The organism is Streptococcus sp. HMSC073F11 (genome assembly GCF_001810785.1).
Taxonomy (GTDB): Bacteria; Bacillota; Bacilli; order Lactobacillales; family Streptococcaceae; genus Streptococcus.
This window is the reverse complement of sequence record NZ_KV802698.1, coordinates 139097-152878: the sequence shown is the minus strand read 5'-3', so window position 1 is coordinate 152878 and position 13782 is coordinate 139097. Positions and strand designations below refer to the sequence as shown.

Below are 13782 nucleotides of genomic sequence, written 5' to 3'. Positions count from 1 at the left end.
GTTTGAAGAGATTTTCAAAGAGTATTAATATTTCCCCAATTCACGAAGACTAGTGTGATTTTCCTGAATGCGTCGGAACATCTTTTCCATATCCGACTTGGTAAAATGCACCAAAACAGGGCGTCCGTGGGGACAGTTATAGGGATTGTCACATTGAGAAAGTTGATAGAGGAGCTGTCTAGCCGAATGGTCGTCAATACGATGATTGGCCTTGATAGATCGCTTGCAGGACATCATAATAGCCAACTCTGCTCGATATTTCTTGATAGAAACTTCCTTGGTCAAAAGGAGCATGTCGCACATCTCATAGATGCCTGATTCAATCTCTTCTTCTGCCATCCAAATAGGATGTTCACGCAGGATAAATTGATTTTCCCCGTACTCTGCTAGGAAGACTCCAACTTCCTCTAAAAGAGGCATTCTTTCCTTGAGACGGAGGGCATCATCCGCTGGAAATTCAAAGATATAAGGCACTAGGAGTTGCTGCTGGCTCTGGTCAACATTGCCAATGCTTTCACGGTACTCCTCGTACTTGACCCGTTCCTGAGCCGCGTGCTGGTCTATGATATAGAGCCCATCTCGCCCTTGGGCAAAGAGATAGGTTCCATGCATTTGCCCGAAAAATTCCAACTCTGGGAAGCTTGATGATTCTTCTCGCTCCAGCTTGTCATAAGCCTTATCAAGACTCGCAAGGTCTAACTCTGGGTGATCTAGCTGATCGTAGTTAGCAGGTTTTCTCTCTGCAAAATGCAGTTTTGCTGGCTTGGTCAATTGATCCAAGGTTTCCTTGGCAAACAAGGTCAAATCCTGTCCTTCATCAGTCAATTCTACCTGATAATCAGCTACTTCAGCTTGACTAGGTCTTGTCGGCTCAGTTTTCTCATAGTAGAGCGTATTTTCTTTGAGTGGGAGAATGGTCTGCTCCACCTTTTGACGATTACGCACGGTCGATTTGGCAAGATTTTCCAAGGCATCAGGTATCAAAGTTTGCTCCTTGAGACTATTAGAAATAGCTTCTGAGACCAGGGTCATCAGTTCTTTTTCCTTGGAAATCCGCACCTCTTGCTTGGTTGGATGCACATTGACATCCGCTAGATAAGGGTCAATATGGATATGAATAACAGCCAACGGAAAGCGTCCCACCATGAGCTTACTTCCGTAACCATCTAAAATAGCACGATTGAGTAGGAAATTCTTGATATAACGACCATTGATGAAGAGACTGATATAATTGCGATTGGCCCGAGTTAACTCAGGCAAGGACACAAAGCCAGAAATTTCGAAATCAAGGTCAGAATTCTCAATTTCAATCATCTTCTTGGCGCTAGCTAAACCGTAAATCCCTGCGATTGCTTGGCGCAGTTGACCAGTCCCAGCTGTCCGCGTCATTTCCTTACCATCACTAATCAAGCTAAAAGAAATCTCAGGATGGGCCAAGCCCAGACGATTGACAATATCAATGATATGAGACAGCTCCGCTTGCTGACTCTTCATATACTTGAGACGGGCAGGCGTGTTGAAAAAGAGGTCTTCCACACAAACCTTGGTTCCCACAGGACTGGTCGCTGGGATGATTTCCTCTACTTCTCCTCCACGCGCGACGAGCTTGGTCCCGTGACTAGCACCATCTACCGCCGTTAGCAGAGTTAAGACACTAACAGACGCTATAGAAGGAAGGGCTTCACCACGAAAACCAAGCGTCCGAATCCGAAAAAGATCCGCTTGATTTTTGATCTTACTAGTCGCATGGCGGCGCAGGGCCAATTCCACCTCATCGTGGGCAATTCCATGACCATTATCTGTAATTTGAATTTTCTTGAGACCAGCTTCCTCAATCTCAATGATAATCTGACTAGAGCCCGCGTCAATGGCGTTTTCTACCAGCTCCTTAACAACGCTAGCAGGACGCTCAATGACTTCCCCAGCCGCGATCTGGTTTGCCAACACCTCTGGCAATTCAATAATATGAGACATCTTTCAGCCCCTTTCTGTATCTATTTTCCTAGAAATTGATTAGTGCTATTATACCATATTTCAGATAGGACAGAAAAGCTCCACCACATAGGAACCAAATCCCTCCACATAGACAAAGTCCCTTGCAAGGGTCTGGAAAATAGTGTTTAATAAAGATATACAGGAAGTGATCACAACCTTGTATAACTAAAAAGGAGAGAAATTTATGAAAGTAGAACTACAGATTAGTGAGACTTACAAGGAGGAAAAACTGATTGTCCAAGCACCTCATCCGACAGATAAAGTCCAGAAAGTCATCGAGTTCGCAGAAAATCTTGACCAAAAAGAAACAATTAAAGGAAAGATTGATGATCAGGTCTATCTAGTTAAGATTGGTAAGATACAACGCTTCTATATCGAGAATCGGAAGGTTCTAGCAGAAACAGCAAGTCAGACCTACAACATTGATTTGCGACTCTATCAGGTCCTTGAAATTCTGCCAACCAATTTTATCCAAATTTCCCAATCAGAAATCATCAATATCGATTCCATCTCTCATCTCAAGCTCACGCCCAACGGTCTGGTAGAAATTTTCTTGAAAAACGAAAGCTTCACCTACTCTTCACGCCGTTACCTAAAAACCATCAAGGAGAAATTAGAACTATGAAAAAACAAATTTTCCACGACGCAACTGCTGGTGTCCTCATCGGCCTCATCCTCTCTATCATCTTTTCACTTATGTATTCCCCAAATACCTACGCACCGCTAAATCCCTACTCTATCATCGGCCAAGTGATGGCTCAGCATCAGGTTCACGATGCCCTGATCTTGCTCTACTGTACTCTTATCTGGGCGGCTATCGGTATTCTCTTCAACTTTGGAAAGCGATTATTCAGCCGTGACTGGAGCTTGCTCCGTGCTACTCTGACTCATTTTTTCCTCATGCTAGTAGGCTTTATCCCATTAGCAACCCTAGCAGGTTGGTTCCCCTTCCACTGGATTTTCTATCTCCAGCTCATACTTGAGTTCGCAATTGTCTACCTCATCATTTGGACTATTTCCTATAAAAGAGCATCAAAAAAAGTGGACCATATCAATCAACTCTTGGAGCATAAAAAGTAAGAGTGCTGATAAAACCACTTGGAATAATAAAAAAGCCAAGCCTAAGCTTAACTTTCTAACTCATACAAATCCGCAATAATTGCAGCCACATGCTTGATATCTCCCAGCATGCCCCGCATTTCAAAGTCAGCCAAGACAGGGAAACCAAAACGTTGACTGTATTGCTTGGCTGTCAGGCAGTATTGGTTATTAAAGTTACGATTTCCTGAACCAACCACACCAAAACACTTACTAGCATTGTCACCATAGGCGATAAAATCCCCCACTGGTGTTGTCAAAATCTCGACATCTCCGTTATCCACGCCATTCCCACCTTCTAGGTAGGTCGGTAGAAAGGCGACGTAAGGGTGGTCCATTTCATAGAAATCGTGACCTTCCTTGACCAAATCCTTGATATGAATCTTTTGAACCTCTATTCCCTCGTACTGGGACAAGAGATAATCTTTCAAGCGCGTCACAAAACTCTCAGTATTGCCACTCAAACTAATATAAACTAAAGAAATTGTCTTCATATTTTCCTCCATGATTTTATTTTTAATCGAAAAAGAACTACCAAGATTGTAACTTGATAGCTCTTTTTTGTCAATACTTAAGCAAGATCTTCTGTTTCCTCTTCTTCTGCCAAGGCTTTTTGTTGACGCCACATCTTATAGAAGACAAGGGCTAGGAAAAGAACATTTATGACGATATAGAAAATGCTAACAGCTTTTGAACCAATACTCATTGTCAAACGCATGGTCTCATCTTGAAGCAACTGCACAGCGTCTTGCAAAGTCACATAGGTATAAATTGAACCAATAATAGCTAACAAAACATAGCCAACATAAGTATAGTTTGCATATTGCAAATTCTTACGAACAAGGAAGACAATAGCTACTACCACTAAAATAGCAGATAGCACAATCAAGACCATATTAAAAATAGAATGAGTTGATTCTGCTACTCTATAGGTGTAATTAAGCTGGTCTTCTAATTGCTGAGCACTGACCCCTGCAACTTGTTTCTGAGCGGCACGAAGAGCTTCTTTGTTAGGTAAGGGACTCAACATTCCAAACAGAGACATAGCTGAAATAAGAGCAGACAAGATTAGCAAGACCCATAGATAAATCGGTTTCTTTTTCATGATAGAACCTCCTGATATTATTATTTATATTATAGCACCTTTTGTAAAGGAATACAAATATTATAGTGTCGTTTCTACCTGTTTTCGGTAGGCTTTTGGCGATTTTCCGCACAATTTTCGGAACACTTTATAGAAATATCCCACGTTACTGTAACCAACGGCATAACAAATATCTTCGATACTGTCACTGGTTGAAAGCAAAAGTTGCTGGGCAGCCTTAATACGTTGTTTATTGAGCAATTCAGCGAAGGTCGAATTGGTTTCTCGCTTAATCAACTGCCCCAGATAGACAGGATTGATAAAGAGATCCTTACTGATATCCTTGAGAGAAAGTTCTTTCTGATAATCACGCCCAATGACTTCTAGCACACTGACCACATTCTCATTCATACGATATTGCCCAAAAAATCGGGTCAGAGTTTCCTTGATATAAAGAACCAATTCATCGAAGGTTTGAATAGCATGAATGGTTTTGACAATGTCCGTCATATCATCAGCTTTGAGGTGTTCAAACAAGTGGAAGACATCCATGACAAACTGGATAAAAAGCTGTTTGGTAATCGGAACACGCGGTGTATTTTCAAGAACCACCTTCTCCAAGAGATTTAACTCTTCTACGATTTGATTGAGATTTCCCTGAATGATAACCCTATAAATCGGTTCGTAATAGGCAAAGAGACTCTGAGACTGTTGTAGATTTACAGAGCCATAAAAGAGGGCTTTCTCAGCATTCAGCTTCCAGCGTTCAAAGTGTTCTTGATAAGGAGCTTCAAAGGGAGTAACGACTAAACCATCTAGGGGTTGATCAGAAATGAAAATCTGCCAGTCTTGACCCAAGACATAGTAGGGAATAGTGAAAGAGCCTTGTTTTTCCTTGGATAGGCCTATCCACCAATTCTCCTTATCCCCTAAATAACTAACAAATCCATCCTCATCTAAATCTTGACTAAGGGTCTGACTTTTCTTCCCTCTCTCGCCGAGCTGACCTGCAATCTTCTCCAGCAGATTTCCCAACTCTACCTTATCAACAGGTTTGACCAAATAGTCCACCACACTAAGGTTCATTGCTCTTTTTACATAATCAAACTCCTGATAACCTGAAAGCAGGATATAGGCAGCATCTGGTAAGATTTCTTTCATCTCCCGAATCATATCAAGCCCTGTTTTGTCGGGCATATTGACATCGGAAATGACCACATCAACAGGATTTTCCTGAACATATTCTAGGGCTTCATCGGCATGACTGGCTGTTGCGACGACCTCCATATCCCACTTATCAAAGGGAATCAAACGTTTCAGACCTTCTGTCACCATGTACTCATCATCTACTAATAATACTTTATACATTTTCTCCCTTTCTACTCATCTTGAATTGTAATACGATACTGAACACCTGCTTGCTCCGCAGACTCTATCGTAATGGCATAGCGGTCCCCAAAATAGAGCACAAAACGCTCATGTACATTGGTAATCCCGATAGACTGCTTTTGATCACTGTAACTGGCTTGGTGTTCAAAATGTCTCTGACTTAATTTTTCTCGAATACTTGTCAGTTTTTCAACCGACATTCCACGGCCATTATCTACCACCAAAATTTCTACAAAACCATCCTGTTTAAGCGCCTTGATGCTAATCACATTATCTGTCCGTCTGTGGTCAACACCATGCGCGAAATAATTTTCTACTAGCGGTTGCAAGGTAAACTTGGGAATCTTCATATTCTCTAACTCTGGATCTATCTTGAAACCATAGGCAATGGACTTGGGATAGCGAACCATGCAGAGATAGCTGTATTTACGGCAAAATTCTAATTCCTGTTTGAGAAGAGTCTCTCTTTCATCAGAAATATTATTACGCAAGAGACTACTGAACTCATAAATGATATCTGCTAACTCATCTTGACTTTGCATGACTGCGTACATACGCAAGAACTCCAGAGTATTGTACATGAAGTGAGGGTTGATTTGCGCCTGCAAGGCCCGCATATTGGCATCTTTTTGACTAAGCTCTAACTGATAAATATCATGGATATTCTTTTCCAAGCGATCCAACATATCATTGGTCGTCTCCGCGATTAGGAGCAATTCCTGATCCTTTTCAAGCGTATCAATGCGAAGACCTTCTTGTCCTTGGGCAATAGCTTGGATGGAATCCACCAGGTCCACTACCTGCTTTTGATAATTAGCAAAAGTCTTCCTCAAAGTCAGATAGAGAATGACAATAAAGAGAAGGCTCAAGCCCACAATCAAAGCAGAGCTAGCCACTGTTCCTTGTAAAACAAAGTTTTTAGGAACTGCCACCTGAACCTGATATCCATGAGAGGTAAAACCGACAAACCAGTTCTCATGTTCCCTATTGACCCTCTCACCAATATGAAAAATCTCCGTATCAAATGGTGATGTTACAGTCACAGCCATCGGGATATGACCTCGGGTATTGTCAATGGCATGATATAAGACTTCTGGATCCAAGGAGATGTAAATCACTCCTATAGATTGATCCGTTGCTGGGTCCAGAACTGGAATGCCAAAACTATTGGCCTCTGGTTTAAAGGCCTCAGCAGGCAAGATATGACCACTTCTTTTATCCCTTGTTGAAACATAAACTTCTTTAAAATCCTGCAAGACGATTGCAACACCCGTTATAGAGTCATTTTGAACATAAAGATCATCAATGTTTTCATACAGAGAGATAGAAGTTGACGAAGCTGCTTGATGCTCCAATAGCCAATAAAAATACTCAGAAGTTGACAAGCTAAAGTACTTATAAACCCCTTGTATCCGGTCTTGATTGGCTACTAAATCTTGCGCCAGTTGGGCTGACTCCCGATAATAATACTCCACCTCATCGACTGTTCGAGTGGTTACACGTTGGGCTACTCTTTGAGCTTCCTTTTCCCGTGAATCCCAGTCAGCGTAAGAGAGTAAGATTGCAAAACTCGCAATAATAATCATCATAACTGAACTGTAGGTTCTTAGAAGCGTATGTAGCCAAAACTGCTTCATTCTATTTTGTCGCCAATTTTTCATGGATACTTTCATAGACCGGTTCCAACATATCACTGATAAAGAAATGCCACATCCCAATTCCTACAAAGAAAAGTAGGGCAGGCATATAGTAACCAATTGCCACAAGTAGCACTGTCCCAAGGAGAACCTTGGCCACAGCCGCTAGGCTCATAAAGATGCCAATCAAGGATAGTTTGAGACTATTTCGATAAGACAAGTCAAAATAAACTTGTAATTTCAAAGATACTGTATAAGCCAAAAACAGCAGGGCAACTACTAGAACATTCAAAAAGGTCGCAATCAAATGAATAATAGTCTGATGAGGCAATTGCACCAAGAGATACAGGCCATAGACCAAAACTAGATCCACCCCTAAAAAGCTATAGAAAATCAGGTTGCTTGAGACGAAATTTTGCTTATAAAGAGACCACGCCTCCTTCAAACTGTATTCCCGAAAGCTGTAACCATGTTCTGCATACAGGCTCATCAAGGTAGCACTAGCCGGCGCTAGACCAAGGATAATCCCTCCTGCTAAAGTTAATAACCAAAAGAAGGCTGTCGCAATCATCCCTAAAAAGAAACGATTAAAGACAAAGTCTAAAAATCTACCCATGATATCTCCCTAAAAATAACTATGAAACTATTATATCATATTTCAAGCGTTTTCAAAAACTTCTAGTATCCATTTACAATCCCATCAAACCATGGTAAAATGAGAATTGTGAAAAAATTATCAGGAGACAATTCATGAAGAAATCTATCTTAACTACACTTCTTTTTGCAGTTCTTTACTTCCTCTGCATGGGGATTGGTGTCCTTTTGGGCAATCTCTTTGACCAAACTGGAAACATGTTTTATGCGCCTGCCTTTACTGCCCTTGTCGGCGGTAGCGTCTATATGATCCTAGTCGCAAAAATTCCGCGCTTTGGAGCCATTACCACTATCGGCCTTGTCATGGCCTTCTTTTTCTTGGGATCTAAACACGGTGCTGGTGCCTTCCTTCCTGGAATTATCTGTGGCCTCCTAGCAGATGGAGTAGCTCATTTAGGAAAATACAAGGACCAAACAAAGAATTTCCTTTCTTTTATTCTCTTTGCCTTTAGCACATCAGGACCAATTCTAATCATGTGGATTGCGCCCAAAGCCTATATGGCAACCCTTCTAGCAAGAGGAAAATCACAAGAATATATCGACCGTATCATGGTTGCGCCAAACCCTGGAACCATCCTTCTATTTATCGCAAGTATTGTCATCGGAGCTCTAGTGGGTGCCTTGATTGGACAAGCCTTGAGTAAAAAATTGGCACAGAAAATCTGATTACTAAAAAAGAGCCAGGCGGCTCTTTTTTATTTATGGCTCAATTTCTTGGTCAAGAAATCTCCCAAGAATTGGATTGCAAAGATAATCAAAATGATAATAATGGTTGCCAAAATGGTCACATCGTGATTGTAGCGGTTAAATCCATAAGCGATGGCTACGTTACCGATACCACCAGCTCCAACCGCACCAGCCATAGCTGTTTCCCCAACAAGGGAAATCAAGGTCACAGTCGTCACACGGATCAAATCTGGAAGACCTTCTGATAGGTAAACACCTACGATATCCCAGAATGTCGCTCCGCTAGCTTGAGCCGCCTCAATGACACCACCATCCAATTCAGCCAAGACAACCTGCACCTGACGGGCAAAGAAGGCAAAGACTGCAAAAGATAGCGGTACGATAGCCGCATTTGGACCAATGCTTGTTCCTACGATTAGATGAGAGAAGGGTGACAAGACTGCCAAGAGAATGATAAATGGTACCGCACGGAAAATAGAGGTAATCTTATCCAAAATCCAAAAAACAACTTTATTTTCCAAAACACCTCCTGGCGCTGTTAAGACAAGGAAAAGACCTGCCACTAGCCCCAAGAAACCTCCGATGATGAAGGAAAGAACTGTCATATAGAGGGTTAAGTAGATGGCTGTTCCCCAGCCTGCTTGACCAGCCCAGCCCATCTTATAGACATTTGGTAAATAGGTTTGAATCAATGATTCCATCTTACTGTCCTCCCTTCAATACTTTTAGCTGTACGCCTGCTTGACGAATGGCTTCTTGAGCGCCTGCTAGCGCTGCTTTTTCACCAGACAGTACCACAACCAATTCTCCAACAGGAGTACCATCGAGAATTTCGATATTCCCATAGAGAATATTAGCCGTTACTTGGTAATGCTTGTACAATTCATTCAAAAGTGGCTCGTCTGTTGAAGCACCTGCATACTTGAGTTGCACTAAAAGACTGTTTTCAGACAGATGTTGCACAATTTCTTGCTTCTCGATTTTGACCATGGCTTCGTCAATACCTGTAGCTGTTGAGATAAAGTCTTGAGTCAAAGGTTGTTTAGGGTCTGAGAAGATTTCAAGAACACTGCCCTCTTCAATCAAATGCCCATCCTGCATAACTGCCACACGGTTGGCAATGTCTTTGACAATCTGCATTTCATGCGTAATCAAGACAACAGTCAAGCCTAATTTTTGATTCAAATCTTGCAACAAGGCCAAAATCTGCTTGGTTGTCTTAGGATCAAGGGCAGAAGTTGACTCATCTGAAATCAAGATTTTTGGATCATTTGCCAAGGCACGCGCAATGGCCACACGCTGTTTTTGCCCTCCAGATAGTTGTGAAGGGTAGTTTTCAGCACGATCCGCCAAGCCAACCAAGTTCAACAACTTAGCCACTTTAGCCTTCTTTTCTTCCTTGCTGAGTCCAGAATGTTTAAGGGCAAAGGCTACATTCTCCTCTGCTGTCTTTTGGCTCATCAGGTTAAAATGCTGGAAAATCATTCCGATATCTTGACGTTTACGACGCAACTTCTCGGCCGTCAAGGTGACCTTGCCATCAAAAATCACATCGTCGTCAATGATAATTTTCCCTGCAGATGGTTTTTGCAAGAGATTAATCACCCGTACAAGGGTTGATTTCCCTGCTCCAGAATATCCAACGATTCCGTAGATATCCCCTTCTTGGATGTGAATAGTCACATCCTTGACCGCTGTGATGGTTCTCTTCTTCTGATGAAAAGTCACATCGATCTGATCTAACTTGATAATGTCTCTACTCATAGCTTCTAATCAGCTCCTCTACTAATTCAATATGGGTGTAGTAATCGGCGATTCGCACGTTCTCATCTCCACCGTGGTCTCGGCTGTTGGCATTTCCTAGACCGAAGGCCACCATTGGCACCTCTAGGGCGTCAAATACCGTATGCATAGGCCCTGTCCCAGCTGTCGTCGGCAAGACTGAAACGCCCTGTGGATAGAATTTCTTGGCCAACTCGATCACATTGAGAATGGCTGGTGCGCTCATATCGCTTCGATAGCTCATCTCTCCCAAGGTATAGTATAATTCTACCTTATCAAAGCCATTTTTGTCTAGCTGTTTCCGAATTTTTTCCAGAACATCATGCGGTTCTAAGCCAGGAACCAAACGAACCTCTAGCTTAGCACTGGCTTCTGCTGGCAAAATCGTTTTGACTCCTTGTCCTTGATAACCTGACTGGATCCCTTCGATATTAAGGGCTGGCTCGAAAAAGAATCGTTTTAGAAAGGCTGCGCGGTCCTCTTGTAAGAGAGGCAATTCCAAACCATAAATCTGGCTGATTTCCCCTGGATTGCGTTGAGCATAGGTATCCACCAAGGCCAATTCCCGTTCATTTGGTTCTTGAACTTCTTCGTACAAACCTTCAACCAAGATACGACCATCTGTGGCACGAAGAGACTGTAAGGCTTGAAGGAGGTACCAGGGAGCTGATTCCACAACCCCACCATAACTAGAATGGATATCCACATCAGCGCTTTTCACCTTGGCATCAAAGGTCACAATCCCCTTATTTCCACCAGAAATTTCCAGCTGTTCCAAGGCATTTTTGGTTCCTTGTTCCCAGACCAACAAATCTGCGCCACGGAGTTTATCCGCATGTTTTTCCAGATACTTATCTAGGTCTGTCGAAGCTGATTCCTCCGCTCCCTCCATGATAAAACTGATATTGACAGGCAAATCATCATGGTGCTGCATGTATTTTCTCAAAGCACTCAAACGAGCTGTGATATGACCCTTATCATCGTCAACCCCACGCCCATACATGAAGCCATTGCGGACCGAAAGCGTAAAGGGATCCTCTGTCCAAACCTGATCCCCATCCGCTGGCACAGTGTCATAGTGGTTATAGAAAATTAGGGTCTTGGCATCTGGACGCGAACTCTTGAAATGCGCCATGACAAAGGGTGCCGTGTAAGTCTCATCAATCTCCACTTCAGCCCCAACACGCTTGAAAATCTCACCCAGATAGTTGGCAACTTCTTTGAGACCCACCTGTTGGGCAAAGACCGACTTCTTAGAAATCAAGGTACGCAAAACCTCAAAATAATGCTGGGCCACATGATCCTTTTCAAATTTTTCAATCTGTTCTTGTTCGCTAGGAAAAACCATTTTCTCTCTACCTTTCTATGAACCTATAGTCTTCTTTACAATCCATGCTCTATACAAAAGCAAGAGGTGGAATTTTCTCTCCCACCTCCCTGTTTCTTATTACCAAACTGGTTGATCCAAACCGTCTGATGTTTCTTCGATAACTTTTTTCACTTCATCTGTGTGGTAAGCTGCGATCACTTTCTTGATAGCATCAGCCTTAGGTGATGTTTCCCAATCTTTTTTCGCAACGATGATGTTGTACCATTGTTTTGAATTTTCATCAGCTTGTTCTTTGAAAAGTGCTTTCTTGTAGTCCAATTTTGCTTCTGTAACGAAGGTATTGTTTACAACAGCAGCGTCAACTGATGACAATGAACGAGCTGTTTGGCTAGCGTCCAATTCAGTGATTTTCAAGTTCTTTGGATTCTCTTTGATGTTAGCAACTGTTGCAAGAGCAGTTCCTGAAACGTCCAATTTAATCAAGCCAGCTGATTGAAGCAAGTAAAGCGCACGGCTTTCGTTTGTAGCATCGTTCGGTACAGCGATTTCTCCGTTTGCTGGGATATCTTCTACTTTAGTGTACTTGTTGTCACTTCCATTCAAACCTGAGTAAAGGCGGATTGGAGAGATGTAAGTATCTGCAATCGCTACAAGGTCTTTCCCGTTTTCTTTGTTCCAGTTGTTCAAGAAGTTATAGTGTTGGAAAGCGTTCAAGTCTACTTCGCCATCAGCAGTTGCCTTATTTGGTTGTGAGTAGTCTGTGAACTCTGTAAATTTCAAGGTAATGCCGTCTTTTTTAACTAATTCTTGGATTTTGTCCCAACGTTTTTCTTCAGAACCGCTACGGTTAACCGTTGCGATTTTGATAGTTGTTGCGTTGTCTGCTTTCTTGTCTGAATTTCCGCAAGCTACAAGTGTAAGACCTGCTACTGTAGCGATAGCTGCTACGCCTAACCATTTTTTGATTTTCATGATTCTTTCTCCTTTAAAAATAATACCGTAATAGTATCTCATACTTTATTTGATTTCGCAAATTGTTAATAGATAGGAAGACCTATAGTTTGAAACTATATAACTACAGAATGGAAAATCATCCATCTACCAGAGAATGGATGATTTAAAAATTTATTTAATATCAGCTTCTGCTGGCAGATAAGAACCGCCAAAGAACTGTTGAGATAGCTTTTCAAGGGTTCCATCTTTATATAATTCTTGGATGCGTTTGTCCACAAATGCCTTCAACTCATCTTGACCTTTGGCAAGAAGTGGGTATACGTAAGGTTGTTGGTCGCTTGGAAGTTCGATAACTTTCAAGTTATCCAAACCTTGGTCCTTGATGACTGTCTCTACACCGATTTTATCAAAAATCTTGTAGTCAAATCGGCCATCACTCAAACGTACCATGATTTGTTGGAAGTCCCCTTTAACGTAGTTAAGGATAGTTGGGTTATCTGAGTGTTGTTTGTTGTAGTCTTCTAGCTGTTTAGCAGATGTTGTTCCTTGAACAACTTCTGTTGATTTTCCACCGATATCATCAAACGATTTGATGCTAGAGTCATCTTTTTTCACTACAAGAACGTTAGGGTTTTTAGCAGTTGGAGCTGCATAAAGGTATTTTTCAGCACGTTCTTTAGTGTAGCTGATGTTGCTAACAGCCATTTGGTAACGATCAGCATCAAGTCCTGCAAAAACACCTGACCACTCTGTCTTCTCAAACTTGACAGTATACTTGTCAGAATCTTTAAAGATAGCGCGAACCACTTCAATCTCGTAACCAGTCAATTCGCCATTTTCTTCATAGTTGAATGGTTTTGGTGTAGCATTAGTTGCAACGATAATTTCTTTCTTGCTAGCTACTTCTCCTTCTTTCTTAGCACCACCTGAGCAAGCTGCTAGTACACCTGCAGCAACAAGCCCTAGGGCAGCAAGAGATGAGTATTTAACGATTTTTTTCATGTCATTTCCTCCAAAATAGAATACCTTATAATCTTAACAGAAAAAGACCATTTGCGCCATTATATGATATCTATATCTGTGATAGGTTTTCTTTATGGCTGATTTATACTCAATGAAAATCAAAGAGCAAACTAGAAAGCTAGCCGCAGGCTGTACTTGAGTACGGCAAG

Annotated in this window: 14 protein-coding genes; 3 read left to right on the top strand and 11 right to left on the bottom strand. The window is 41.9% G+C overall.

Translation table 11 applies throughout. The features are described 5' to 3' along the window. Positions 1-24: 24 nt before the first annotated feature. Positions 25-1974 (bottom strand): DNA mismatch repair endonuclease MutL, encoded by a 1950-nt coding sequence (mutL, locus tag HMPREF2764_RS07505; RefSeq protein ID WP_070528514.1) that lies wholly within the window; start codon positions 1972-1974, stop codon positions 25-27. 205 nt (positions 1975-2179) lie between these two features. Here mutL and HMPREF2764_RS07500 point away from each other — a divergent pair, with 205 nt between their 5' ends. Continuing rightward, entirely contained in the window at positions 2180-2620 is a 441-nt protein-coding gene (locus HMPREF2764_RS07500; protein ID WP_070482455.1) for a LytTR family DNA-binding domain-containing protein, read from the top strand. Then, positions 2617-3075, top strand: coding sequence for a DUF3021 domain-containing protein (locus HMPREF2764_RS07495; RefSeq protein ID WP_070528511.1), 459 nt, complete (start codon positions 2617-2619; stop codon positions 3073-3075). The genes HMPREF2764_RS07500 and HMPREF2764_RS07495 overlap by 4 nt, the downstream gene beginning before the upstream one ends. A 47-nt stretch (positions 3076-3122) precedes the next feature. Here the strand turns inward: HMPREF2764_RS07495 and nrdI are convergent, their stop codons facing one another. The 5 genes from nrdI to HMPREF2764_RS07470 all read right to left on the bottom strand — a co-directional run bounded on the left by nrdI (position 3123) and on the right by HMPREF2764_RS07470 (position 7819). After that, positions 3123-3587 carry a class Ib ribonucleoside-diphosphate reductase assembly flavoprotein NrdI gene (gene nrdI / locus HMPREF2764_RS07490; protein WP_070528507.1) on the bottom strand — a complete coding sequence of 155 codons (465 nt, stop codon included), beginning with the start codon at positions 3585-3587 and terminating at the stop codon, positions 3123-3125. 77 nt (positions 3588-3664) lie between these two features. Beyond that, positions 3665-4198, bottom strand: a complete 534-nt coding sequence (locus HMPREF2764_RS07485) for an ABC transporter permease (protein WP_070528505.1) — start codon at positions 4196-4198, stop codon at positions 3665-3667. A 60-nt stretch (positions 4199-4258) separates the two neighbouring features. After that, entirely contained in the window at positions 4259-5545 is a 1287-nt protein-coding gene (locus tag HMPREF2764_RS07480; protein ID WP_070528502.1) for a response regulator transcription factor, read from the bottom strand. Positions 5546-5556: 11 nt separating this feature from the next. Then, positions 5557-7227 carry a sensor histidine kinase gene (locus HMPREF2764_RS07475; RefSeq protein WP_315940705.1) on the bottom strand — a complete coding sequence of 557 codons (1671 nt, stop codon included), beginning with the start codon at positions 7225-7227 and terminating at the stop codon, positions 5557-5559. Then, complete coding sequence (locus HMPREF2764_RS07470; protein WP_000532349.1) at positions 7205-7819, bottom strand: YesL family protein; 615 nt, start codon at positions 7817-7819, stop codon at positions 7205-7207. Before HMPREF2764_RS07470 ends, HMPREF2764_RS07475 begins: the two co-directional genes overlap by 23 nt. Before the next feature lie 134 nt (positions 7820-7953). On the opposite strand from HMPREF2764_RS07470, the gene HMPREF2764_RS07465 reads away from it, so the two are divergent. After that, positions 7954-8523 (top strand): MptD family putative ECF transporter S component, encoded by a 570-nt coding sequence (locus HMPREF2764_RS07465; protein ID WP_070528498.1) that lies wholly within the window; start codon positions 7954-7956, stop codon positions 8521-8523. A gap of 29 nt (positions 8524-8552) precedes the next feature. Here the strand turns inward: HMPREF2764_RS07465 and HMPREF2764_RS07460 are convergent, their stop codons facing one another. From HMPREF2764_RS07460 to HMPREF2764_RS07440, 5 genes are all read right to left on the bottom strand, one after another. Continuing rightward, positions 8553-9245: a methionine ABC transporter permease gene (locus HMPREF2764_RS07460; protein ID WP_000444647.1), complete on the bottom strand. Its 693-nt coding sequence runs from the start codon at positions 9243-9245 to the stop codon at positions 8553-8555. A gap of 1 nt (position 9246) precedes the next feature. Continuing rightward, positions 9247-10308, bottom strand: coding sequence for a methionine ABC transporter ATP-binding protein (locus HMPREF2764_RS07455; RefSeq protein WP_070528496.1), 1062 nt, complete (start codon positions 10306-10308; stop codon positions 9247-9249). After that, entirely contained in the window at positions 10301-11674 is a 1374-nt protein-coding gene (locus HMPREF2764_RS07450; protein ID WP_070528494.1) for a M20 family metallopeptidase, read from the bottom strand. Before HMPREF2764_RS07450 ends, HMPREF2764_RS07455 begins: the two co-directional genes overlap by 8 nt. A gap of 99 nt (positions 11675-11773) precedes the next feature. Then, positions 11774-12628 carry a MetQ/NlpA family ABC transporter substrate-binding protein gene (locus HMPREF2764_RS07445; RefSeq protein ID WP_070528490.1) on the bottom strand — a complete coding sequence of 285 codons (855 nt, stop codon included), beginning with the start codon at positions 12626-12628 and terminating at the stop codon, positions 11774-11776. 153 nt (positions 12629-12781) lie between these two features. Further along, positions 12782-13612, bottom strand: coding sequence for an amino acid ABC transporter substrate-binding protein (locus tag HMPREF2764_RS07440; protein ID WP_070528487.1), 831 nt, complete (start codon positions 13610-13612; stop codon positions 12782-12784). Between the last annotated feature and the right edge of the window lie 170 nt (positions 13613-13782).

What these genes read in the sequence shown, in the direction of transcription:
- HMPREF2764_RS07465 (WP_070528498.1), top strand. Translation starts at nt 7,954, where the DNA reads ATGAAGAAATCTATCTTAACTACACTTCTTTTTGCAGTTCTTTACTTC.
- HMPREF2764_RS07475 (WP_315940705.1), bottom strand. Translation starts at nt 7,227, where the DNA reads ATGAAAAATTGGCGACAAAATAGAATGAAGCAGTTTTGGCTACATACG.
- HMPREF2764_RS07500 (WP_070482455.1), top strand. Translation starts at nt 2,180, where the DNA reads ATGAAAGTAGAACTACAGATTAGTGAGACTTACAAGGAGGAAAAACTG.
- HMPREF2764_RS07450 (WP_070528494.1), bottom strand. Translation starts at nt 11,674, where the DNA reads ATGGTTTTTCCTAGCGAACAAGAACAGATTGAAAAATTTGAAAAGGAT.
- HMPREF2764_RS07485 (WP_070528505.1), bottom strand. Translation starts at nt 4,198, where the DNA reads ATGAAAAAGAAACCGATTTATCTATGGGTCTTGCTAATCTTGTCTGCT.
- nrdI (WP_070528507.1), bottom strand. Translation starts at nt 3,587, where the DNA reads ATGAAGACAATTTCTTTAGTTTATATTAGTTTGAGTGGCAATACTGAG.
- HMPREF2764_RS07470 (WP_000532349.1), bottom strand. Translation starts at nt 7,819, where the DNA reads ATGGGTAGATTTTTAGACTTTGTCTTTAATCGTTTCTTTTTAGGGATG.
- HMPREF2764_RS07495 (WP_070528511.1), top strand. Translation starts at nt 2,617, where the DNA reads ATGAAAAAACAAATTTTCCACGACGCAACTGCTGGTGTCCTCATCGGC.
- mutL (WP_070528514.1), bottom strand. Translation starts at nt 1,974, where the DNA reads ATGTCTCATATTATTGAATTGCCAGAGGTGTTGGCAAACCAGATCGCG.
- HMPREF2764_RS07480 (WP_070528502.1), bottom strand. Translation starts at nt 5,545, where the DNA reads ATGTATAAAGTATTATTAGTAGATGATGAGTACATGGTGACAGAAGGT.
- HMPREF2764_RS07460 (WP_000444647.1), bottom strand. Translation starts at nt 9,245, where the DNA reads ATGGAATCATTGATTCAAACCTATTTACCAAATGTCTATAAGATGGGC.
- HMPREF2764_RS07455 (WP_070528496.1), bottom strand. Translation starts at nt 10,308, where the DNA reads ATGAGTAGAGACATTATCAAGTTAGATCAGATCGATGTGACTTTTCAT.
- HMPREF2764_RS07445 (WP_070528490.1), bottom strand. Translation starts at nt 12,628, where the DNA reads ATGAAAATCAAAAAATGGTTAGGCGTAGCAGCTATCGCTACAGTAGCA.
- HMPREF2764_RS07440 (WP_070528487.1), bottom strand. Translation starts at nt 13,612, where the DNA reads ATGAAAAAAATCGTTAAATACTCATCTCTTGCTGCCCTAGGGCTTGTT.